The sequence below is a fragment of the Saccharothrix sp. NBAS 001 genome (genome assembly GCF_056640475.1).
In genome coordinates, this window is record NZ_CM153251.1 from 6707554 (window position 1) to 6729199 (window position 21646).

Here is a 21646-nt window from a genome sequence, read left to right on the forward strand (position 1 = left end):
AGGTCCTTTCGTGGCCGGGACGGGTCTTCAGCCGGCGCGGCGGGGTGTCGGCAGGTCGCCGGCGTCCAGTCGGGCGAGGTCGGCGCGCACGCCCACCGCCCTGGTGTCCCCCAGCGCCTCGAACAGTTGTAGCGCCTCGGTCCAGGCTTGGCGGGCCTGTTCGGGGTGGCGGAGTTCGAGGTGGAGTCGGCCAAGTTTGCGGCGCAGTTCGGCCTGTCCCCACCGGTCGGCGGCGCCGGAGCTGGCGGCCAGCGCCTGTTCGAGGTAGGTCAGGCTCGCGGACTGGTCGCCTCGGTCGCGGTGGACGTCGGAGATCTTGTCCAAGGCGCAGCTCTGCGACTGGCGGTCGTCCAGCCGGCTCATCACCGTCTGGCTCTGCTCCAGCGCGGCGAGCGCGGCGTCGTGCTGCCCCAATGCGCGCAGGGTGTCACCGACGTAGGCGGTCGCGATGGCCCAGCCCCACCGGTTGTCGAGTTCGGTGCACAGCGTCTGCACCGCCCGGTAGTGCTCGTGCGCGCCGGCGTGGTCTCCGTGGGCTTGCAGCGCGCGGCCGATGCCGATTCCGCTCCACATCTGGCCTTCGCGGTCGTTGTCGCGGACTCTCAACCGCATCGCCTCGGCGAAGCTGTCGTGCGCGTCGCGGACCCGGTGCAGGTCGAGGTAGGCGGTGGCGAGGTTGTTCAGGATGGACGCCTGCGCGGCGGTGTCGCCGAGTTGTCGGGCTTCGGCCAGGCTGGTCTCCATCGGCGCCACCCACAGGTGCCACGGCCGCCGCCAGTACAGGTAGTAGCCCATCACCGCAGGGAACCCGAACGCCAGGTCGTGGATGCCCAGGGTCGCCGCCTGGCGGGTCATGGCGGCCAGGTTCGCCAGTTCGGCCTCCGCCCACCGGACGGCGTCGTGGGTGGTGCTGAACGTCAGCGGTTCGATCGGTTCGACGGTGGCCGGCAGCGGTACCTGGGGTCGGTTGGGGGACATGGCCTTGTTGGCGGCGGCCATGGTGCGCAGGTACCAGGACGCGAGGTCGCGTACGGCGTGGACGGTGTCGTCGAGGGTTTCCTCGGTGGTGAGGCATTCGACCGCGTAGTCGCGGACGAGGTCGTGGAAGCGGTAACGGCGGTGGCCGACTTCGTGCAGCAGGTGGACGCCGGTCAGGGTGTCGAGCAGTCTCGACACCTCGGCAACCGGGAGTCCGGTCAGCGCGGACGCGGCACCGACGCCGAACTCGCGGTCGGGGTGCAGGCCGAGCAACCGGAACGTCCGCGCGGCGGCGGGCTCCAGGGCGCGGAACGACCACGAGAACACCGCCCGGACCGCGGTGCCGATGTCGTGCAGCGTCAGGACGTCGAGCCGCTGGCTCTCGCCGGACAGCTCGTCCGCGAGGCCGGCGAGGGTGAGGTGCCGGCTGGCGGCGACCCGTTCCGCGGCGACCCGCACGGCCAAGGGGAGGCCGCCGCAGAACCCGATGATCCGGTGGGCGGACTCGGGGTCGTGGTCGACGCGTTCGCCGACGACGTCGCGCAGCAGGGTCATCGCGTCGGACCGGTCGAAGCTGTCGACGGTCAGGCACTGCGCGCCGTGGCGCACCGCGAGGCCGGAGAGCCTGCGTCGGCTGGTGACCACGACCAGGCAGCCGGGTTCGGCGGGGATGAGCGGTCGGACCTGGTCGAGGTCGGCGGCGTTGTCGAGCACGAGCAGCGTGCGGGTGCCGTCCAGGACCGTGCGCAGCAGAGCGGCCTTCCAGTCGACGCCGGTCGGGATGTCGGCGGCCGGGACGCCGAGCACCTTGAGCATGTGTTCCAGGACGTGGTCGGGCGCGGCGGGATCTCCGTCCGCGACGTAGCCGCGCAGGTCCACGAACAGCGCGCCGTCGGGGAACTTCGCCTTGACCTGATGGGCCCAGGCGAGCGCCAAGGTGGTCTTGCCGACACCGGCTTGACCGTCGAGCGCGATGACGAGCGCGGAGTGGTCGCCTCCCGGTGTGTCCAGCACCCGGTCGAGGCTGTCGAGCAGTGCGGAACGGCCGACCAGGCGCGGTGACTGGGGCAGCTCCGCCGGGCGGGCGCGGGCTTTCAGACCGAGTGGGGGTTGCGCCTGGCTGATCAGCGTGAGGAATCTTTCGCCGGTCGCGAATGCGGTGTCGCAGGCGCGGGCGAAGTCTTCGGTCGGCGGCTTCAATCCGTTCTCGACGTTGGAGTAGTGGCTGGCACTGTACCGCATTCGTCGCGCCACCGACGATTGGGACTCGCCGCCCCGCGCCCGGCGAAGCGCCTCGGCGAAGCCCTCCTCGACCACCGACCTATTCTTCATTCCTTCCATTCGAATACACCTGCCCCCTTGCCTCTCCCCCAGGCTGTTCCGACACTCGGAAGACAGATCGACGCCCTTTGGGTGACTACTGCCGAGGAGTTGAGGATATGTCCATGCAGCCGCGGTCGTGCGGGGTATCTGAGTCACGAATCACCGGTCGGGTGGTTCGTCACCCTTTCAGGGAGGTCGAGGGGCGGTCGTCGTCACCGGTTGTGTCGGAGGGGCGGGACTATCTGGGGCGGGTGTTGCGTGTGCTGGACGTGGTGGCCGGGAGCGGGCGGGCGGTGAGCATGTCGGAGATCTGTCGGCGGATGGAGTTGCCGATGACGACTGTCCACAGGTTGTTGGTGGCGTTGTGGAAGGCCGGGGTGTTGGAGCGGGATGCGCGGCGCCGGTATGTGATGGGGCGTCGGCTGGCGGTGGTGTCGGCGGGGCCGGGTTCGGGCGGGGAGGCGGCGTAGGTGGCCGGTCAGGCGGCCGGGCGTGTCTGCTGGTGGGTCCTGCGCGTGGTGTGGAAGGCCGCGGCGGCCTGTCGTGGTGTGACGTGCAGGGCTCGGGCGAGGCGGACGGCCAGGACGGTGGGCAGGAGTCCGGTTCGTTCGTGGTGGGCGATGGCGGTGTCGCTGATGCCGATGGTGGCGGCGAGCAGGGGGCCGTGTTCGTCGGGGGTGCCGAGGTGGCCGTGTTCCCAGCGGAGCAGGCGTGTGGTCTTGATGTGGAGCCGGTCGGCGAGTTCGACGGGGGCCAGGGCGGCGAGGCTGCGCAGGTCGGTGAGTGTGGGTGGTGCGGTGAGCGGTTGTTGGAGTTGGGGTGGGGCGACGCGGAGTTCGCGGGCGAGCCGGCGCAGTTCGGCGGCTGTGATCGGTGTGAGGCCTTTCTCCCACCGGTAGATCTTGTTGTCGTGGATGGCGAGGCGTCGGGCCAGCGCCACTTGGGTGAGACCGGCTCGTCGGCGGTGTCGGGTCAGGGCGGTGGGGTCGAACCGCGGGATTTCGTGGGCGTCGAAGGACATCGTCTCCTCCTCCGATTGGTTTCACCAGGATTCCGGGTGGACCGAAAGTAACCCGGGTCGACGCATTTATTCCACCTTTCCACGTGCCGATAGATCAGACTTTGACCGGGTCGCGGAAATCCGGGATATCAGAGGCTTCCTGGGTGTTATGCGCCTTTTCGGCGTGACGCTGGAGTGCGTTCACGCTGGTTCGGAGGTCGTTCATGGGCAGGTTTGTCTTCATGTTTCGGGTGGTGTTTGGGATGGCTGTGTCGTGTGCGTCGGTGGCGTGTGCGACGCAGGACCCGGTGCCGGTGCCGCCGAGCTCGGTTGCGGTGTCGACGGCCGAGGTGCGGGTGTTCGCCGCGGTGCGGGTGGTGGCGAGGGTGCCCGCGGGCGGGGTCGGGTTGGCGTCGACGGCGGAGGGCTTGGTCGAGGCGGTGGCGACGCCCGCAGGGTCCGCGCTTCGGGTGGTGGATGCCGGGGACGGTCGCGAGGTGCGGCGGGTGGGGTCGGCCGGGCGGGACGTGGTCGGCGTTGCGGTGACCCCGGGTGGGTTGTGGGAGGTCTCGCCGGGGGTGGCGGTGTTGCGGGATCCGGGGACGTTGGCGGAGAAGCGGCGGGTTCCGGTCGCCGGTGGGGTGTCGGGTGCGTGCGGGGTCGACGGGGTCGTGGTGGTGGTCGAGGGGCCTGGTCGGTTGGTGTTGCGGGATCCGGGGACGTTCGGGGAGATCGGCTCGGTGGCGGTGTCGGGGCATTGGGTGGCCGGGCATCGGTTGGGGGCGTTGGCGTGTGTGCGTGAGGACGGGCGTGCGCAGGTCTGGGCGGTGGTGGTCGGGTCGGATTGGCTGGTCCGGGTCGAGGTGGCGTCGGGTCGGGTCACGGGTGTGGCGAGCGTGGCGCGGATCCGCGCGGAGGAGCCCGGCGCGGGTGGCGCGGTGGGCGGGATCGTCGCCGCAGGCGAGCCGGGCGAGTTCTGGGTCTCGGGCGGGTTCCGGCACCGGTTCAGGATCCGACTGGGCGGGGTCGTCCGATGAAGCCGCTCCTGGCGGTGGCCGCCGTGGTCTTGGTGCTCGTGGTGGGCGGCGGATTGCTGACCACGCAATGGAATGCGGGCGCGACCAATCAAGCCGGATCGTGCGCGGCGGACGGTGGCGAGGTCGCGGTCGGGTCGGTGTTGTCGTCGTCGAAGGCGGCTGTTGTGGACGCGATTCTGGCTTCTGCCAAGGGGATGGGCGTGGAGCGTCGGGGTGTGGTGATCGCATTGCAGACCGCGATGCAGGAGAGCACGTTGCGGGCCGATGTGGTGGTCGGCGAGGCGGTGGGGGCGTTCCAGCAGATCGCGCCGGGGCCGTTCGACGCGTATGCGGGTTATGACCGGACGGATCCGGGTCGGGCGGCGGCGGGGTTCTTCGCGGTGTTGCTCAGGCGGGTTCCGGGGTATGGGTCCGATCCGCGGCCGAATCACGAGTTGGCGCAGGTGGTGCAGGCGAGCGGGGCGGGTGCGTCGTGGTACGCGCGGCACCGGCGGTGGGCCGAGGAGGTCGTGGCCGCGCGGTTCGGCGGCGGGGCGGGGTGTGTGGAGCAGGTGGTGGCGGGGCCGGTGTCGGTGCGGGTCGTGGGGAACACGGTCGTCCTGCCTGCCGAGGCGCAGGTCGTCGGGACCGTGGTGGCCGCGTCGGAGCGGGTGGCCAGGGCGGTCGGGGCGGCGTTGGCGTGGTTGGGGACCCCGTACGCGTGGGGCGGCGGGGACGAGCACGGGCCGACTAAAGGGGTGCGGGACGGCGGGGTGGCGGACGCGCACGGGGACTTCGACAAGGTCGGTTTCGATTGCAGTGGCTTGACGTTGTACGCCTACGCGCAGGTCGGGGTGCGGATCACGCGGCCGTCGGACTCGCAGTTGACCGGCGCGGAGCTGGTGGTGCCGTTCGGCTCGGCGCGGCCGGGGGATCTGTTGTTCTGGGGCACCCATCACGTGGCGATGTATCTCGGGTCGTTCGACGGCGTGCACCGGATGGTCGAGGCGCCGCAGTCGGGCGAGGTGGTGAGGGTGTCGCGGGTGCGGGTGGGCGGCGATTTCCGTGGCGTCGCGGCCCGGCCGATTCCCTGATGTCGCGGAGAGGCGAGGTGGGATCGATGTCCGACGTGGAGAACGAGGGGTTCCTCGGGTTCGACCGTCAGTGGGTGGAGCCGGCCTCTCCGGACGTGACCGCGGCGGCGGATCCGGTCGCGTGGGCGGTGCGGGTCGAGGAGCACGTCGTGTCGCGCGGGTCGGCGCACGCCGATCGGCTGACCGAGGAGATGACGTTGTCCACAGTGGATGGTCGGATGGTCGACCTGTCCGAGTCGGTCGCGGAGTTCTCGGCCGTGACGCGGCGGCAGCAGCAGTACTCGACGGTGTTGTGCGACCGGGTCGCCGACCACGCGGCCGAACTCCGTGCCGCGGTGACCGCCCGCGACCGCGGCCTCCCCTTCTCGTATAAGGGACCGATCTATGCCGCTGCCACGTTGGCCGACCGGCGGTGCCTGGATCTGGCGGCGGCGTTGGACGGGATCAGCGGGCGGTTGTCGTCGCGGGCGGGGATCGCGCTGCCACAACGGTTGCGGGAGTCCGGGTGGTCGCCGGAGGTGCCGTCGGCGGAGTTGCGGGCCAGGGCGGCGCGGCTCGGGAGTCCGCGTCCGGCGGGTACCCCGTCGTCGGAGCCGGTCGTGCAGCCGCGTCCGGCGTGGCTGCCTGCTCGGATCGGATTCCGCTGGTGAGCGGGAGTTGGGGTGGGCAGCCGGTGCCGTTCCCGGCCTCCGCCGCGTTCCCTGTGCACCGTGCCCCGCAGCCGGCTGCCCCTGGGCCGGTCCTGATCCCGCGCGGCGAGGTGCCCGCTGTCGCGCGGGTGGGCGGTGGCCGGCGGGGGCGGGCGGGCGTGGAGGAGGTGTTGCGGCGGCCGTTGTCGGGTCTGGTGGTGGCGGTGGTGGGTGTGGCCGGTTCGGGTCGGTCGACGGTGGCCGCGCGGCTCGCGGTGGTGGCGGCGTCGTATCAGCCGGGGCCGGTGGTCGTGGTGGACGCGTCGGGTTCGGTGTGGCCGGGGGCGGCGTCCAGGTTGCCGGGTGCACCGGGTGTCGGGTTGGACTGGCCGGGCCTGGGTCGGGTGTTGGCCCAGTCGGATCGGGGCGCGGTGCTCGGCGGGTTCGTGCACGGGGTGCGGCACGTCGAGTGTTTCGGGGCGGGCACGGGGTCGCGTGGCTGGGTGACGCGGGTGGGTGGCGTGCCGCCGGCCGGGCCGTGGGGCGTGGTTCGTCCGGCGGAGGTGCTGGACGTGGTCGAGGTGCTGCGGGGCGTGGGTCGGATGACCGTGCTCGACTGCCCCGCCGAGCTGGACGCGGCGGCGCGGGTGGCTGTGGGGGTCGCCGACGTGTTGGTGGTGGTGTGCCGGGCGGATGCGGCCGAGGTGCGCCGGGCCGGGCGGTTGGTCGAGCTGGTGGCCGGTGACGTCCGGCGTGATCTGACCGGCCGGGCGGTGGTGGTCGTGGTGCAGCACCGGCCGGGTCGGTGGCCGCGGGCCGCCGCTGCTGCCGAGGCCGCTGCCGGGCGTGCTGTCGCGGCGGTGTTGCGGGTGCCGTTCGAGCGGGTGCTGGTCGATTCGGCCGCGCCGGTGACGCGTGGCGGGGTGGCGGCCGAGCAGGTCGCCGCGACCGCGATTCTTCTTTCCGCACAACGGTTGTGAGGTGTTGACAGTGCATGACGGGCTTTGGACGACGTGGTGGCGTGCTCAGGCGGGTGGGCCGGTGGGGCCGATCGACATCGAGGACGGCCGCAAGGCTCCGGGGTTGGCGGCGATGGAGTCGTTGGTGAACTCGATCGCGATGTACGTGTTGGTGGGCGGGTTGGCGGCGGTGGTGATCGGGATCGGGATCGCCGTGGTCGGGCCGCGGTTGGGGTTCCAGCACGCGCGCGGGGTCGGGATCGGCGGCGTGGTGGGCGGGGTGTTCCTCGGCGCGGTCGTCGGCATGGCCTCGATCCTCGTGAACTTCATGTACTCGGTGTTCTCCGGCTGAAGGGTGGTGGACCGATGGTCGACTACAGCAGCACGCGGCGCGGATTCCGGCCGGTGGTCAAAGTCCTGGCGCTGTCGGGGGCGGCGGTAGCGGTGTTCACCGGCGGTGTCCTGATCGGACGGACGAACAGCGTCGGCGAGGTGCCGACCTCGCAGGTGTCCCGCAATGCGGAGTGCGAGCGAGGCGACGAGGCGGTGGCGGCCACGGCTGCGGGCCACTTGGCGGTGCTGGTGTCGCGACGGGTCGCGGGGAGTCAGGCGGTCCGGGAGGCGGCGCGCGACCTTGGTGCCGCTCCGGAGGTGGTCGAGGGGTTCGGGCGGTGGGCGGAGCAGGAGAACCCGGCCTACCGGCGGGCGTTGTTCGGCGCGACGGCGGTCAAGGTCGAGGCACGCGACGGTGATCGGGCCCGGGTGTCGGTGGACGGCTTCTGGCTGCGGTCCGCCGACACCGCCACCGGGGCGGGTGAGGTGGTGGGCGCGTTGTGGTCGTACTGGGTGGTGTGGCGTGAGGGCCGGTGGGTGCCGTCGTCTCCGCCGGAGGCGACCACGCTGCCCGTCTCGGCGGTGCACCGGGCGTCGGCGTTCCTGCGGACCGGTTCGGGTTTCTCGGCGGTGCCCTATGTCCGCTGCTGACACCGTGGTGCGGGCCGGTTCGGCCGGGGTGCTCGTGCTGGTGCTGCTGGTGGTGTTCGCGGCGCCCGCCGCCGCGCAGTCCGGTGCGCCGCAACCGACCGCCGGGATCGAGATGGTCCTGATCGCGGATCGGGAGTATCCGCGGGTGAAGGTGGCGGACGGGCGGTGGTGGTATCTCGCGCCGGGCTGCCCGTGGCCCTCGGCGCAGGTGCCGGCGGACGCGGTGTGCGGCGGGGACCAGGCGATCCTGCGCGACGACACGGAGCTGCGGTGCACGTTCGTGGTCAACCACCGCGGGGAGCTCTCGCCGCAGCGGGCGACGTGGCGGTTCTGCCTGACCCGGCCCCCGTTGTCGCCCGCCTACCACTGGACCGAGGAGCAGAACGAGCGCCGCATCGACCAGGTGCGTACCGCCGTGGGCTCCTGCGTGGGCACCAGCGACGGGTGTATGGCGATGCAGTGGTGGCCGCGTGCGGCGGACGGCACGATCGACTGCGCCGCGATCCCCCGCGACAGGCTCGGCGACACCCTCACCGGGGCGAGTTCGCAGGGCACCGACCGGCGGGTGATCGACCGGACCTGTGCGGTGCTCAACTCCTACCTCGCCCGCCGCCCGTTCCCTCCCGGGGTCACGGCGGCGGATCTGAACCTGGCCGGGCGGGTGGTCGCGGACGGCGTCCCGATCGGCTCGGCGACCGGGGGCACGGAGTCGGTGGTGGACTGGGGCAAGGTCGGCGACAGCGTCGCGGCGTTGTGCTCGGTCCCGGCGAACGTGCTCACGATGGGCACGTTGTGCGCCGGGGCGACGGCCGCGCAGGCCGGGGCGAAGTTGTGGGGCGCGATGGACTGCGCCACCGAGTTCGACAAATGCCTCGCCGAGGCCGCCGCGCGGGCGATGCTCACCGGCCTGGAACTCACCCTGGACGCGCTCCGGCACCCGACCTCCATCGACTTCAACGACCCTGGGCTGCGATCGGTACTGGGCGCGATCGGCACCGTCAGCGCCTACCTGGTCCTCATCCTGTTCCTGGTCAACGCCGTGATCGCGGCCGTGCGGATGCGACCCCGGGAACTCGCCGAGGGCGCGCTCGGGATCGTGCGGTGGGCCTTCGGGCTCGGCGCGGGGTTGACACTGGTCGCGCTGGCGGTGTTCGTGTCCGACCGGGCCGCGGACTGGTTCGCCGGCGCGACCGCCGGCACGTCGGAGGTCGTCTACGCCCGGTTCTTCTCCCTGATGTACACGCTGGCCACCTCGGGCGCGGCGTCGGCCACCGGCTGGTTGTTCGTGATGGTGGTGTGCCTGCTCGGCGCGTTCTGCTCCGGGGTCGCCTACCTGTTGTTGGTGTTCCGCAAGGGCGCGATCGTGCTCGCGGTCGCGCTGATGGTGCTCCAACTCGCCGGCGGCGCCGGACCGAGGGGCACCCGGAAGTGGTCGCGCAAGGGCCTGTCGGTGCTGTGGGCGTGCGTCATCGCCAAACCGTTGACCGTGATCGTGTTCCGGCTCGGCGAGAGCTGGATCGGCCAGGGACGCGGGCTCGGGGACCTGCTGCTCGGCGTCGGCACGCTCGGCGTGGCGGCGGTCGCGCCGTTCGTGGTGGTGAAGTGGTTCCCGCTCGACGGCGACCACGGCAGGGGTTCGGGGCGCGGGTCACTGGCGATGACCACGGCCGCGACGCTGGCCATGGTCGCGGGCCGCGGTTCACCCGCCGGTGCCGCGCTGCACTCGACCACTTCGTCGACCACCCGGTCCGGCGGCAATGCCGCGCGGCGACTCCCGGCCCCGCAGCCCGCCGGACTGCGGTCCTCGCCCGCCGGGGGTCTGACGATCTCCACGCCAACCCGGCCCCCGTCCACGGCTCGGCCGGGTGGTCTCCGGCAGCAGCAGGTGCACCGGTCGGCGACGGCGAGTCACGCGGCGGGAATGCGGTCGGTGTTGACCAGTGCCGCGATCGCCGGGGCGGTCGGGGCGGTGGCGGGGCAGGTGGCGATGGACGGCGTGACCTCCGGCGGCGCCGAGGACAGCCCCTACCCCGACCACCTGCCCTACCTCCCGCTGCCCACCGGCAGCGGCAACCAGCCCGTGCCGAACGCCCAGGAGCCCGGGAGCGTGCCGCCGGGGCCCGCGAATGGAGGAGGTCGGTGGTGACCGCGATCCGTGTCCGGTTCTCCAAGCGTCGCAGCGACGGCGTGCTGTGGGGCAAAACCCCCGCCCAGCTCGTCTGCCTGGTGGTCGCGCTGTTCACCGTCGTGGCCGGGCTGAACACGCCGGGCGTGCTCAAAGCCGTGCCGCTCACGGTAGCGGGCCTGTTGGTCGCGGCGGCGCTGGTGCCGGTGTTCGGACGGCCGCTGGTCGACTTCGCGCCGATCCTGCTCGGACGACTGCTCACCCGGGCGACCGGCCAGCACGAGTACCGGGGCGGCCCGTTCCGCCTGCGCCCCCACGACACCGTCGCCGACGGCCCGCGCCTGCCCGGCGACCTGTCCCGGCTGCGGTTCCACACCTACCAGGTCGGCGAAGACCGCGACCGGGATCTCGGCGTCGTCACCGACACCCTCGACGGCAGCCTGGTCGCCGCGCTGGAGATCGGCGCGGACACCTTCGCCCTGCTCGACACCGCCGACCAGGCCCACCGCGTGACCGGGTTCGGCGCGGTGCTCAACTCGCTGTGCCGCTCGGACAGCCCGCTCTCCCGCGTCCAGATCCTCCAACGGGTCATCCCCGAGTCCGGCGACCCCGTCCGCCGGGAATGGAACGTCCGCGGCCAGCACACCAACCCCTTCGCCGCAGCCGCCTACGAGGAACTCATCACCACCCACGGCCGCGCCGGACAACGCCACGAATCCTTCCTGATCCTCCGCCTCGACCCCCGCCGCGCCACCGCCCGCATCAAAACCGCCGGAGGCGGCGACGACGGAGCCGCGTCGGTGCTGTTCGCCGAGATCACCCGGGTCGAACGCGGACTACGCGCCGCCGGGATCACCGTGCGCGGCTGGCTCCCCCCACGCGGCCTCGCCTACCTCGTGCGCACCGCGTTCGACCCGGCCGCCACCGCGATGCTCGACCGGCGCGGCGGCGGACACGGCGACCAGGCCGGCGGAGACCCCGGCACCCCTTCCGGCGTCGACCCGACCGCATGCCACCCGATGGCCACCACCGCCCACCGGACCCACTACGCCACCGACTCCGCCGTGCACCGCACCTGGTGGATCGCCGAATGGCCCCGCGCCGACGGCGGCGTCCCGGTCGGCTTCCTCGAACCGTTCCTGCTCCGCCTCACCACCCGCCGCACCCTGTCCCTGATCCTGGAACCCGTCCCCACCCGCAAAGCCCAGACCCGCATCGACGTCGAGGCCGGAGCCGACGACGCCCGCGAAACCCTCAACCGGCGCATCGACCGCCGCACCAAACGCGCCGACCGCCGCGAAGCCGAAGACCTGCACCGCCGCGAAGCCGAACTCGTCGACGGCTTCGCCCACTTCCGGTTCCTCGGCTTCGTCTCCGTCACCGCCGCCACCCCGGAGGAGCTGGAGGTCGAGGCGGGCGCGGCCGAAGCCGCCCTCAACGAGGCGACCGTGGAACCCCACGTGCTGCACTGGGAACAGGACCAGGGCTTCTGGGCCGCCGCACTCCCCCTCGCCCGAGGCCTGCGATGACCCGCCATCGCGCCGACCAGGTCGGGGCAGGGCTGCCGGGATGGGTGCCGCGCCCGTGGCTGGGCCCCGCCGGACAACGGGCGGGGCGGATCGCGCACCGGATGCGGCTGCCCGCGCACGTCGAGTCCACCGCCCAACTACGCGGCATCCTCCCCTGGCTGGCCGGAGCCGGACTCCCGCCGATCGGCACATACATCGGGCAGGAACGCTTCTCCGGCAGCCCGTTCTGCTTCGACCCCTGGCGGCTCTACACCCACGGCCTGCTCCACGACGCCGGCATCTTCATCGCCGGCGTCATCGGCAGCGGCAAATCCGCCCTCGCCAAATCCCTCTGCGTCCGCGGCGTCGCCTTCGGACGCCGCTTCGCCGTCCCCGGAGACATCCGCGGCGAATGGGTCCCCGTCGTCCACGCCCTCGGCGGCCGGGTACTACGGCTGGGACCGGGCATGACCGAACGCCTCAACGCCCTGGCCCTCCCACCCAAACCCGACCACCTCACCAGCGACCAGTGGTGGCCGATCGTCCGCTCCCACTGGGAAGAACTCCTCGCCGCCCTGATCCGCACCCTGCTCCCCGACCAACGCGCCCTGACCATGGACGAACGCACCGCCCTGGAAACCGCCCTCACCGCCGCCACCCACTGGCACGACGTCAACGGCGACCTCACCCGCCTGCGCCCCATCCACCTCGGCCTCCTGGTCGACCTGCTCCTCGACCCCACCCCGGAGATGGCCGAACACCACCACCTCGACCAGACCACCCTCCGCGACCGCACCCACGAAATCGGCCTCGCGATCCGCGCCCTCACCAAGGGCAGCCTCTCCGGCCTGCTCGACGACCCACGCCCCACCAACCAACTCGACTGGCACGACACCGCCACCGTCATCGACATCAGCCGCGTCAAGACCAGCGACACCGCCGTCGCCCTCGTCATGGCCACCACCCAGGCCGTCATCGAACTGGCCTTCGCCCACCACCCCGGACACCGCTACACCGTCTACGACGAAGCCTGGCGCCTCGCCGGCTTCCCCGCCCTCATGGCCCGCACCAACGCAGGCCAGAAAGTCTCCCGCGCCACCGGCAACGCCACCCTCCTCCTGTGCCACCGCATCACCGACCTACTCGGCGGCACCCCCGAATCCGCCCACTACGGCCGCGCCCTGCTCGCCGACTGCGGCACCCGCATCCTCTACCGCCAACGCTCCGACCAACTCACCACCACCGCCACCGAACTCCACCTCGACGACACCCAGACCACCCTGCTCACCCTCCTCGAACAAGGCACCGCCCTCTGGAAAATCAACGACCACCCCTACCTCGTCGACCACACCGTCCTGCGCGGCGGACACGAATGGGCCCTCATCGACACCGACCAGACCATGCGCGACACCGACCCAGGTGCCGTGTCATGACCGGCCGCCGCGACCCCCATGGCGACGACCAACTCCTCGCCCTCGCCCTGACTCTGCTCCTCGCCGTACTCGCCACCGGTCTGCTGACCGGCCTCGCCACCGGCGGCGCACTGACCGCCCTGCTCGACGGCCACGGCTGGACCTGGCGCACCACCGGCTGGGCACGCGCCACCGCCACCCTCCTGCGCGACCCCGCCCACCCCGGCAACGCCTTCGGCCACCCCGACTCCCACCCCGCACTCTGGTGGACCATCACCGGCCTGGTCGAACTGCTGGTGCTCGCCACGGTCACCACCACGGCCCTCGCCGTCGGGCGCTACGGCCGGCACACAGGAACCCTGGCCACCAAACGGCAACTCCGCCGAACCCTCGGAGCCACCGCCGCCCGCGCACGAGCCACCCGCACCCGACCCTCACTCACCGGCGGAACCCGCCAACCGATGTCCGAGATCGGCGTCCACATGGGACGATCCGTCCACCACCGCATCGACCTCTACGGCCAACACGAAGACGCCGAACTCGTCATGGTCGGCACCCGACAGGGCAAGACCAACCGCCGCATCATCCCCCGCGTCCTGGACGCACCCGGCCCCGTTGTCACCACCTCCACCAAAGGCGACGTCCTCGCCGCCACCATCGGCATCCGCGAACAGGTCGGCCGCGTCCACGTGTTCGACCCGGAGAACGTCACCGGCTGGCCCACCCCGATGCGCTGGAACCCCGTCACCGGCTGCCACGACCCCGACGAAGCCATCCGACGCGCCCGCGAACTCGTCGCCGCCCGACCCATGGACGGCACCACCAACGCCGGCTTCTTCACCGACTCCGCCGCCCGCGTCCTCCGCGCCTGGCTCCACGCCGCAGCCCTCACCGGCAAAACCATGCGCGACATCCTCACCTGGGCATCACGCTGGACCGACGACGAACCCGCCACCATCCTCCGCCACTCCCCCACCAGCGCCCACTGGGCCCACACCCTGCGCGACCTCACCACCAACACCGCCGGCGAAATGCTCGGCGGCATCGCCCAAACCCTCAACCTCGTCCTCGACCCGCTCAACTCACCCGGACTCCTCGACGCCTGCTCCCCACGCGCCGGCCAGGAATTCGACGTCCACGACTTCCTACGCTCCCAAGGAACCCTCTACATCATCAGCGAAGGCGGCGTCGGCTCCGCCGGACCACTCGCCTCAGCCCTCGCCCTGCACGTCCACCACCAAGCCAAACGCCTGGCCACCCACTACCCCGACGGACGCCTCGACCCGCCCCTACGCTGCGCATGGGACGAGATCGGCAACGTCGCCGCCCCCGAAAACCTCGGACAACTCGTCTCCGACTCCGGCGGACGCGGCATCCACATGATCCTCGCCTGCCAAGGACTCGGCCAACTCCAACGCCGCTGGGGCAAAGACCAAACCAGAGAAATCTGGAACTCCGTCACCACCAGGCTCATCCTCGGCGGCGTCGCCGAAGCCGACACCCTCGACGACCTCTCCCGCCTCGTCGGCGACACCCACACACTCCAGACCAGCGCCAGCACCGGCGAATTCCGGCGCACCCGCTCCACCAGCTACACCTGGGAGAAAGCACTGCGCGTGGACCAGCTCCGCACCCTGCCCGACGGGCAGGCGCTCCTGCTCTACCGCAACACCCCCGCCACCGTGGTCCACCTCGACGCCTGGTTCGAGCGCGCCGACGCCCACCACCTGCAATCGCTCAAACAGCAGGCGGAGCAGCGCATGGGACGCATCACGTCATGACCAACCCCAGCCCTGCGGAGCTCTCCCGAGCCCTCGCCGAACTACGCACCCGACACCTCGAACTCACCGACACCGTCAAACACCTCGTCGATGCGTTCGAAGTCCTCCGCCCGGCCGTGGACCGCACCGAACCAGGCGGCTGGTCCTGGGAACACCTCGACACCGAACGCGCCACCACCCTCTGGCACCAACTCGACCACTTCGTCCACCACCTCAACACCCGAGAAGAACTCACCCACCCCCACCACATCCCACCCTGCTGGCACCACCACCCCCGCACCGTCGAAGACCTCACCGCCCTCCTCGCCGCCTGGCAAGACGCCTACCACCACCCCACCGAACCCACCACCGCCCTCATCACCTACCGCCACCACTACCTCTGGCCCACCCTCCACCGCCTCACCGACACCAACACCCCACTCCGCCGCTGCATCGACAAAGACCAACACACCCCATGGCAGGCCGTCACCGACGAAGCGTTCCTCGACGCCGACGGGCGCGCGTACGAGCACGAAACCCAACTCGCGCAACACATCGCACTCGACACCGATGCGCGCCGATCCACAGACAACCGCCCTTGACTGACTCAGGAGTAGTCGAATCTGCCGTGCAGGGGTCCGGCCATTCCAGCACCGGGAGGTGTCACGCAATGCAGGCTCTCGACGTGCACCGCGCCACTCGCCCAAATTGAACGGGGAGTAATGTGCACAGATCATTCTCCATTGTGACTAAGCATTCACTTCCCCTACCGGACAAAATGAGTTGCTATGCAAGTAGAGCTTGTTCAAAACGGCTGACCTTAGTAGCGCGGGCGTCATGGCCGTGTGCCTAAGAGCCAACGGAGGTGTATGCAGTGGCCGAGCTCTACAAACGCGGATTGATGGAGTGGCCCGGCCTACCCGCCGGAGGTGGCCGACGCGCTCAACGCCGAAGCGCGCCGCATCGCGCAGGGCACCGAAGCGAACCCGCTGGAGCAAATCGAGTCCGGCACGCCTCGATAGAGATCACCCACGGGGACCTTGACTACACGGTGCGACCGGTCGGCCCGGTGGCCCAGTCGATCGAGTGCGGCCACCGGGACAAGGCGGCCCGCCACGCGGAAGGACCGTTTGTGATGACTTGGGCGGCCCGGCTGTAGTGGTGGTGACCGGCCCGGTGCGGGTGCGTCACCGGGTGGGCGCACCGTTCGGCGGTCCGCCTCCCCTGAACCAGTACGTGATCCGGTCGCCAAGATCCCTGATCGCGCGCTTCACGGTTTTTAGCTCGATTTTGACCAGGTCCAATTCGTGCCTGAGGTCGCGGAGTTCTTCCCGAAGGTTCCGTTGCGACTCGTTCGACTGTTCCTCGTTCGACGGAGGTGTCTCGGTCATGGCCCGGACACTATCGAATCCACCGCCCCCGCCAAAGCCACCGCTCGACCAACCTACTTACCGGAAAGTCAGTCATATATTACTGGAGTAATACTCTATTCTCGTACATGCAGGTCAAAGAGTCTTTGAGCCCACATCAGGCAGAGTCTCCGGGTGCCAGAATCACCCGTTCAGATTAGGCGGTTCGGCGCTCGGAGACGGCATCGAAGCGGCGTTGCGACAACGCCAAGGCGTTCACGGGTCTTCGCCGTGGACGTGGTACGAACCAGTTCCATCGATTCGGGAAGAGAGGCGCGCGTAGTGCTGCCCTACTCGGACGGGTCGGTGCTCTGCCTGCTTCGCTCAGCGCTTTCGGGCGCGGAGGTGGGTACGCAGGTCCCCCTTGGCTTTACACCCGGCCACGCGCAGTTCTGGTGGCGCGGCGGCGGTGTCGGGGTGGATCGACCGGGCCACGGTGCGCATGGATGCCTACGGGTCGACCCGGCGGGCTGCGGCCCAGCATCGGCCGTGGGGCGTTAAGGCGTGAGCCGAGGTCCTTCGTGGGACTGGGCGGGTTGTGTCCGGGAGTGCCGATGCGCGTCGGGTTCCTGCTGTTTGCCTCTCCGACGGTTCAGCGTGGTGACCAGCCTGGACGCCCGGTTTCTCAACGTGGAGAGACCAGCCTGTGTCCGGGCGTCGGCTTGGCGGTCTATGTGTGCCAGGTAGGCGGTGCAGGCGTCGGTCAACTGGTCGAAGAAGTCCTTTCCCGGAGTAAGTGCGTTGGTGGTCGTGTCCGGCTCGGGAGCGGGACCGGCCACGGATGGCGGGGCCATGGGGATGTCGTCGGTCGGGTGCAGGTTCCTGCCGAGTTCGGTGAGGCGGTCGCGCATCGTGCGCGCTCCGTCTGCCAGTTGGGCGGTCGCGGGCGACGTGGGCTTCGGTGGTGGGGAGTTCGGCACGTCTCCACGTAGCCGGTGGTGCAGCACCTTCGTCAGGGATTCAGCGGTGCGAATCTGCCGTGTGGCGCGGGCGGTGGCGAGCGCGGCGGCCGGATCGGTGCCCGTGTCGTGGACGTGGTGCAGGCGTCGAGCGAGGGCGGGCCACGCCGGTTCGGCGAGAACCCGATGCGCTTCCGTCGGCATGGCCTGGTGGACCCACAGGGCCGCTTGGTGGTCGAGGTGGTCGATGGCCGCGCGTTCGATCTCGCGTTGCAACTCCCGCGCGGACTTCATCCCGGTGACGGCGGGTGCAGGCGAACCGGCCGGCACGTTGACCGGTTGTGTGGTGTGCAACGGGGTGTCGATCAGGGTTTCCAGCCAGTTCCGGGCGCGTTGGCGGGTTCCGCGTGCGGGTGGGCCGAGGGGGACGGGGTCGGTGTCGGGGATGTTCCAACGTTCCCGGTATGCGGCGATCTGGCCGGCGAGGTGCAGGTGGCGCGGGTCGAGGTTGTCCAGCCACGGTGGCTGTGTCCGCAGGGCCCGATCGGCGAGTTGGTGGATGCGGCGGGCGATGGACTCGTGCTTGTCGCGCAGCCAGTGGAGGAGCTCGGCGTGCTGGTCGTCCTGAGCCGGTTCGGCAGGCAGTGGAGGTAGCCACGCGGGGGTCGGGCTGTCGGGATCGGTTGCGGAGAGGGGTACTGGCGCGAGTTCGTCGAGGTGTTCGGTGAGGCGGTGGTGGAGGACTTTCGCGAGGCTCTCGGCGGTGTCGAGTTCGCGGGTGGCGGCGCGTTCGGCCAGGGTTTCGGCGGGGTCGTGGCCGATGTCGTGGATTTCGTGGAGGACGGCCAGGAGTGCGTGCCAGGCGTCGTCGGCGAGGATCGTGTCGGCGAGGCTGGGGAGGGCTTGTTCGACCCACTGTTCTGCTTGGGTGTCGGGGTCGGTGCCGTGGTAGAGCAGGAGGGCGTGTTCGTACTCGGGGACCTGTTGGTCGAGCCGGTGTGGGAGTTCTCGTGCTTCCCGTCGGGTTTCGGTGGCGGTTATCTCGGTGCCGTCGTTAGCGAGGATGGTGGCGAAGGCGGCGATGCCGGGTGTGGTTTCGCGGTGGCGGTAGTAGAGGTCTCCGGGGAGGACTGGGGGTTCGTCGGGGGCGAGGACGGGGGTGGTGTCGAGGTAGAGGTGGTTGCGATCGGTTCCTCGGGAGAGGGCGACGGTGGCGAGTTGGCGGGTGGCGTGGGGTGAGAGGTGGGCGTGGGCGGTGTCGACGTTGAGGCCTTGGGTGCGGTGGATGGTGGCGGCGTAGCCGAGTTCGACGAAGTGGGTGACGTAGTGGGCGGGCAGGGTGATGGTGCCTTTGTGTTTGAGGTGGCGGGCGGTGAGGCTGCCGTCGGGGTTGACGTGGTGGACGGTCCAGAGGTCGCCGTTTTTGACGTGGTCGGTGAGGCGGGGGCGTAGGTCTCGGCGGTTGAGGCGGGTGACGATGGTGTCGCCGCGGCCGGCGTGGTTGCCGTCACGGAGTGGTATTCCGGTGGGGTCGACGTGGCCGGTGGCGCGGAGTTCGGTTTGGGCGCGGGCGGAGAGTTCGGCGACGATGTCGTTGGTGTCGGAGGACATGATGGTGGCGTGGTCGTTGGCGCGGTCTGCTCGCCAGGCGGTGTAGAGCTGGTCGAGTACGGCGGCTTGGGGGCCTCCGTGGAGTCGTTTGTGTGTGGTGTACCAGGCGATGGCGCGGGCATCCCCGACGCGGACCTGGAGGACTGCGCGGGCTTCGGCGGGGTCGCGGAAGCGGTGGACTTCGGTGAGTTCGACGCCGCCGGTTTCGGTGTGGATGAGGCGCAGGACGCCGCCTGCTTCGACGGCGGCGAGTTGGCGGTAGTCGCCAACCAGTCGGACCACGGCGCCGCGGTGGGCGGCGAGGGCGCGGATGTGGTCGAGCATGAGGGTTCCGGCCATGCCGGCCTCGTCGACCAGGAGCATGTCGCCGTGCCGGACGTCGACGGGTTGGTGGTGACGGTGGGCGGTGACGAGGCTGTGGATGGTGTCGGCGGGGATGCCGAGCATGTCGCCCAGGACGCCGGCGGCGGCTGCGGAGGGGGCTAGTCCGATGACGCGTCCGCCGGTGGTGTGCCAGGCTTCGGCGACGGCGCGCATGGCGGTGCTCTTGCCGGTTCCGGGTGGTCCGATCGCGACGGTGAGGGCCTTGCCTGTGGTGACGAAGGCGCGGACGAGGTCGCGTTGGCCGGGGTTGAGGGTGATCCTGTTGTGGCCCTTGGTCTTGCGGTCGAGGCGTCGGAGGACCTTGTTCAGGACCTTGTCGGTGATGGTGGGGCCGTGGTAGGTGCGGGCGGCGTCGACGAGGCGTTGTTCGGCGTCGAGGATGGCGTTGCTGGTGTAGCGGGCGAACCCTCTGCGGCGTAGGACGGATTCGCCGTCGGCGCGTTGCAGCATGACGGGTGTGGGGTCCGGGGTGATGTCGAGCTTGACCGAGTCGTGCTCCAGGGCGTGGTGGACGACGGCTTCGCGCAGCGCGGCGTGCTGGTGTTCGTCGGTGGTCCGAAGGCCGCGCAGGCGTCGTTCAGCTTCCGCGCGGACGTGGTAGACGGTCCAGGTCGCCCGCCGTTCGGAGACCGCGTTGACCACGGTCGCCGACAACGCGGCGATGTCGACCCGGTCGGGTGTGGTGGTCGGGGTGGCAGCGGTGACGGCGGCGCGGATGACGGTGGGGATGTCGAGGTCCGGGCGCAGTTGGTGGGCGCGGTGGGTCCAGTCGGCGAGTTGGTCGCGCAGGCTCCGCAGCCCGGGTTTGTCGGGTCGGTCGGTGGTGGCGGCCTGTTGGGCGAGTTTCAACTGGACGCTGCGGGGCGGGGTGGCGCGGTGGGTCCGGACGTAGCGGGCGAGGAGTTGGTCGTAGACGGCTTCGACCTGGGTGCGGCGTTGGGAGAACCCGGCGACCCACTCAGGTGGGATGCCGGCGATGTCGCGCAGGGGGCGTTTGCCGGGGCCGCGTGGGGTGGTGGTCCAGGCGACGTCGAGGCGGCGGGTGACGCCGCGTTCCCAGGCGGCGTTGTAGACCTCGGAGGCCGAGACGGCGGCGTGGTGGAGTTGGCGTGAGTCCAGGGTGCGCCACCTGCCGTCGGCGCACAGGGCGACGTTGGCGACGGCGACGTGGGTGTGCAGGTTGGGGTCCCCGGCGCGGGACTCGCGGTGGGTGAACGCGGTGGCGATCAGGCCGGTGGTGTCGATCTGGGCGATGCCGGCTTTGCCGGCGCGGCTGAACGCGGCTTCGGCTTCGAGGTAGGCGATGGCGGCGCGGACGGCGTCGTGGTGGGCGTGTTCCAGGGCGGTGCGGGTGTGGTGGTCGCCGAGCGCCCAGAGGATGTCGGCGGTTTTGGTGGGTTGGCTGAAGACGAGGTCGAAGCCGGAGACGGGTTGGCGTGCGCGGCCGAGTTCGTCGGTGAGGTAAGTGCGGATCTCGGCGGTGGTCCAGGCCCGGTTCGGGTCGCGCAGGGACAGCAGGGCGGCGGCGACCTGTTCCTTGATGTCGCGTCGTTCCTGGATGTCGGGGCGGCGTTGGTGGGTGTGTTCGAACCGCTTGTAGGCGGCTTGGAGTTCGGCGATGAGCGGGATGTCGTTGTCGTATTGGGCGAGTCGGCGGCCCAGTCGGACGCCGGCGAGGGCGCTGGTGATGCTGTGGCCTTGGGCGACGGCGGTGGCGACGAGGGTGTTGGCGTCGGGGTGGAGGCGTTCTCCGTAGAGGGCCTGCATCTGTTCTTCGCGGACGTCGCCGTGCACGCCGAGGGCGGTGGTGCCGGTGCCGATCCACTGGCCTGGCGGGTTGCCTTCGGCGTGGTAGTAGGCGGTGAGCGGGTCGCGGCCCTGGCGTGGGGTGTCGCCGGTGGCGACCTGGCGCAGCAGGTAGGTGTAGCCGTCGCCGGCGTGCAGCACCTTGAGCGCCATCATGCCCGGACGCTAGGCGGCCGGGGTCGGGGAAGTCGTTGTTCTGGCGGTGGTTTCACGGGTCGGTGGGTGGGCCGCGCACTGCGGAGTGCCAGAGGTGTCTCGTGTTCGGTGTGCGACCGAGGTGCGGGAGTGCTGGTGTCGAGGTTCGGATGGAGTGAGGAGGCCTGGCGGGGTGGGAATCCGTGAATCGGGGGTGGGGGTGGGGTTGTGGGCGGGGTGGGTGCTTAGCGTGGGGTGATGGCGGGAACTTCGGCGAGGATTGCGGCGCGGCGGCGGGCCCGGGAGGCTCGGGTCCGGCGGCGGGAAGCGTTGCGGGAGCACGAGAATCGGGTGAACCGGCTGGCGGAGGTGTTCTACGAGCACGAGGAGTTCCGTCGGCGGCACGAGTGCGCGTCAGCGGCGGCGGTGGCCGAACTGCTGAGGTTGGGCGAACCGGTCGAGGACGTCGCCGTGTTGCTCGGGGTGGACGTGGGCCGGGTGCGGGCGTTGAAGTCGTTGGCGCAGCAGGCTCCCCCGGCGGGCACGGACGGATCGCAGGGCGGGACGTGAGCGGTGTGGTGGGGGTCTGGTCGCCGGCGGCACGCGGGAACCCG

Annotated in this window: 18 protein-coding genes; 13 read left to right on the forward strand and 5 right to left on the reverse strand. The window is 70.8% G+C overall.

Annotation, left to right across the window (positions count from 1 at the left end; translation table 11 throughout):
• Positions 1–27: 27 nt before the first annotated feature.
• Positions 28–2310, reverse strand: a complete 2283-nt coding sequence (locus AC0HI0_RS28780; protein ID WP_480926632.1) for an ATP-binding protein — start codon at positions 2308–2310, stop codon at positions 28–30.
• Positions 2311–2423: 113 nt separating this feature from the next.
• Here AC0HI0_RS28780 and AC0HI0_RS28785 point away from each other — a divergent pair, with 113 nt between their 5' ends.
• Positions 2424–2771: a helix-turn-helix domain-containing protein gene (locus tag AC0HI0_RS28785; protein ID WP_480934413.1), complete on the forward strand. Its 348-nt coding sequence runs from the start codon at positions 2424–2426 to the stop codon at positions 2769–2771.
• Positions 2772–2779: 8 nt separating this feature from the next.
• Here AC0HI0_RS28785 and AC0HI0_RS28790 read toward each other — a convergent pair whose 3' ends face one another.
• Positions 2780–3322: a helix-turn-helix domain-containing protein gene (locus AC0HI0_RS28790; RefSeq protein ID WP_480926633.1), complete on the reverse strand. Its 543-nt coding sequence runs from the start codon at positions 3320–3322 to the stop codon at positions 2780–2782.
• A gap of 94 nt (positions 3323–3416) precedes the next feature.
• Positions 3417–3545: a hypothetical protein gene (locus AC0HI0_RS28795; RefSeq protein ID WP_480926634.1), complete on the reverse strand. Its 129-nt coding sequence runs from the start codon at positions 3543–3545 to the stop codon at positions 3417–3419.
• Positions 3546–3564: 19 nt separating this feature from the next.
• On the opposite strand from AC0HI0_RS28795, the gene AC0HI0_RS28800 reads away from it, so the two are divergent.
• The 11 genes from AC0HI0_RS28800 (at position 3565) to AC0HI0_RS28850 (ending at position 15390) form a co-directional block, all read left to right on the forward strand.
• Positions 3565–4338 carry a glutaminyl-peptide cyclotransferase gene (locus AC0HI0_RS28800; RefSeq protein ID WP_480926635.1) on the forward strand — a complete coding sequence of 258 codons (774 nt, stop codon included), beginning with the start codon at positions 3565–3567 and terminating at the stop codon, positions 4336–4338.
• On the forward strand, positions 4335–5411 hold the full coding sequence (locus tag AC0HI0_RS28805; RefSeq protein ID WP_480926636.1) for a C40 family peptidase: 1077 nt from the start codon (positions 4335–4337) through the stop codon (positions 5409–5411). Before AC0HI0_RS28800 ends, AC0HI0_RS28805 begins: the two co-directional genes overlap by 4 nt.
• Before the next feature lie 26 nt (positions 5412–5437).
• Positions 5438–6061 (forward strand): hypothetical protein, encoded by a 624-nt coding sequence (locus AC0HI0_RS28810; protein ID WP_480926637.1) that lies wholly within the window; start codon positions 5438–5440, stop codon positions 6059–6061.
• Positions 6058–7020, forward strand: a complete 963-nt coding sequence (locus tag AC0HI0_RS28815; protein WP_480926638.1) for a hypothetical protein — start codon at positions 6058–6060, stop codon at positions 7018–7020. The genes AC0HI0_RS28810 and AC0HI0_RS28815 overlap by 4 nt, the downstream gene beginning before the upstream one ends.
• 61 nt (positions 7021–7081) lie before the next feature.
• On the forward strand, positions 7082–7351 hold the full coding sequence (locus AC0HI0_RS28820; RefSeq protein WP_480926639.1) for a hypothetical protein: 270 nt from the start codon (positions 7082–7084) through the stop codon (positions 7349–7351).
• Positions 7352–7365: 14 nt separating this feature from the next.
• Positions 7366–7983 (forward strand): hypothetical protein, encoded by a 618-nt coding sequence (locus tag AC0HI0_RS28825; protein WP_480926640.1) that lies wholly within the window; start codon positions 7366–7368, stop codon positions 7981–7983.
• Positions 7970–10129: a hypothetical protein gene (locus AC0HI0_RS28830; protein WP_480926641.1), complete on the forward strand. Its 2160-nt coding sequence runs from the start codon at positions 7970–7972 to the stop codon at positions 10127–10129. Before AC0HI0_RS28825 ends, AC0HI0_RS28830 begins: the two co-directional genes overlap by 14 nt.
• The gene (locus tag AC0HI0_RS28835; RefSeq protein WP_480926642.1) at positions 10126–11637 is read left to right on the forward strand and encodes an SCO6880 family protein; all 1512 of its coding nucleotides are present in this window, start codon (positions 10126–10128) and stop codon (positions 11635–11637) included. Before AC0HI0_RS28830 ends, AC0HI0_RS28835 begins: the two co-directional genes overlap by 4 nt.
• A gap of 101 nt (positions 11638–11738) precedes the next feature.
• Positions 11739–13049 carry a hypothetical protein gene (locus tag AC0HI0_RS28840; RefSeq protein ID WP_480926643.1) on the forward strand — a complete coding sequence of 437 codons (1311 nt, stop codon included), beginning with the start codon at positions 11739–11741 and terminating at the stop codon, positions 13047–13049.
• Complete coding sequence (locus AC0HI0_RS28845) at positions 13046–14809, forward strand: type IV secretory system conjugative DNA transfer family protein (protein ID WP_480926644.1); 1764 nt, start codon at positions 13046–13048, stop codon at positions 14807–14809. Before AC0HI0_RS28840 ends, AC0HI0_RS28845 begins: the two co-directional genes overlap by 4 nt.
• Positions 14806–15390, forward strand: coding sequence for a DUF4913 domain-containing protein (locus AC0HI0_RS28850; RefSeq protein ID WP_480926645.1), 585 nt, complete (start codon positions 14806–14808; stop codon positions 15388–15390). The genes AC0HI0_RS28845 and AC0HI0_RS28850 overlap by 4 nt, the downstream gene beginning before the upstream one ends.
• A 585-nt stretch (positions 15391–15975) precedes the next feature.
• On the opposite strand, the gene AC0HI0_RS28855 is transcribed toward AC0HI0_RS28850, so the two are convergent.
• Together AC0HI0_RS28855 and mobF are read right to left on the reverse strand one after the other, a co-directional pair.
• Positions 15976–16179 carry a hypothetical protein gene (locus tag AC0HI0_RS28855; RefSeq protein ID WP_480926646.1) on the reverse strand — a complete coding sequence of 68 codons (204 nt, stop codon included), beginning with the start codon at positions 16177–16179 and terminating at the stop codon, positions 15976–15978.
• A 515-nt stretch (positions 16180–16694) separates the two neighbouring features.
• Positions 16695–21053, reverse strand: coding sequence for a MobF family relaxase (mobF, locus tag AC0HI0_RS28860; protein WP_480926647.1), 4359 nt, complete (start codon positions 21051–21053; stop codon positions 16695–16697).
• A 237-nt stretch (positions 21054–21290) separates the two neighbouring features.
• On the opposite strand from mobF, the gene AC0HI0_RS28865 reads away from it, so the two are divergent.
• A complete protein-coding gene (locus AC0HI0_RS28865) occupies positions 21291–21602 on the forward strand; it encodes a hypothetical protein (protein ID WP_480926648.1) in 312 nt (103 codons plus the stop codon).
• Positions 21603–21646: the final 44 nt, after the last annotated feature.

Excerpts from the sequence above, each read along its gene's own strand:
- AC0HI0_RS28850 (WP_480926645.1), top strand. The coding sequence starts at position 14,806 with ATGACCAACCCCAGCCCTGCGGAGCTCTCCCGAGCCCTCGCCGAACTA.
- AC0HI0_RS28805 (WP_480926636.1), top strand. The coding sequence starts at position 4,335 with ATGAAGCCGCTCCTGGCGGTGGCCGCCGTGGTCTTGGTGCTCGTGGTG.
- AC0HI0_RS28855 (WP_480926646.1), bottom strand. The coding sequence starts at position 16,179 with ATGACCGAGACACCTCCGTCGAACGAGGAACAGTCGAACGAGTCGCAA.
- AC0HI0_RS28845 (WP_480926644.1), top strand. The coding sequence starts at position 13,046 with ATGACCGGCCGCCGCGACCCCCATGGCGACGACCAACTCCTCGCCCTC.
- AC0HI0_RS28840 (WP_480926643.1), top strand. The coding sequence starts at position 11,739 with ATGCGGCTGCCCGCGCACGTCGAGTCCACCGCCCAACTACGCGGCATC.
- AC0HI0_RS28865 (WP_480926648.1), top strand. The coding sequence starts at position 21,291 with ATGGCGGGAACTTCGGCGAGGATTGCGGCGCGGCGGCGGGCCCGGGAG.
- AC0HI0_RS28790 (WP_480926633.1), bottom strand. The coding sequence starts at position 3,322 with ATGTCCTTCGACGCCCACGAAATCCCGCGGTTCGACCCCACCGCCCTG.
- AC0HI0_RS28780 (WP_480926632.1), bottom strand. The coding sequence starts at position 2,310 with ATGAAGAATAGGTCGGTGGTCGAGGAGGGCTTCGCCGAGGCGCTTCGC.
- AC0HI0_RS28800 (WP_480926635.1), top strand. The coding sequence starts at position 3,565 with ATGGCTGTGTCGTGTGCGTCGGTGGCGTGTGCGACGCAGGACCCGGTG.
- AC0HI0_RS28795 (WP_480926634.1), bottom strand. The coding sequence starts at position 3,545 with ATGAAGACAAACCTGCCCATGAACGACCTCCGAACCAGCGTGAACGCA.
- AC0HI0_RS28785 (WP_480934413.1), top strand. The coding sequence starts at position 2,424 with ATGCAGCCGCGGTCGTGCGGGGTATCTGAGTCACGAATCACCGGTCGG.
- AC0HI0_RS28825 (WP_480926640.1), top strand. The coding sequence starts at position 7,366 with ATGGTCGACTACAGCAGCACGCGGCGCGGATTCCGGCCGGTGGTCAAA.
- mobF (WP_480926647.1), bottom strand. The coding sequence starts at position 21,053 with ATGATGGCGCTCAAGGTGCTGCACGCCGGCGACGGCTACACCTACCTG.
- AC0HI0_RS28810 (WP_480926637.1), top strand. The coding sequence starts at position 5,438 with ATGTCCGACGTGGAGAACGAGGGGTTCCTCGGGTTCGACCGTCAGTGG.
- AC0HI0_RS28830 (WP_480926641.1), top strand. The coding sequence starts at position 7,970 with ATGTCCGCTGCTGACACCGTGGTGCGGGCCGGTTCGGCCGGGGTGCTC.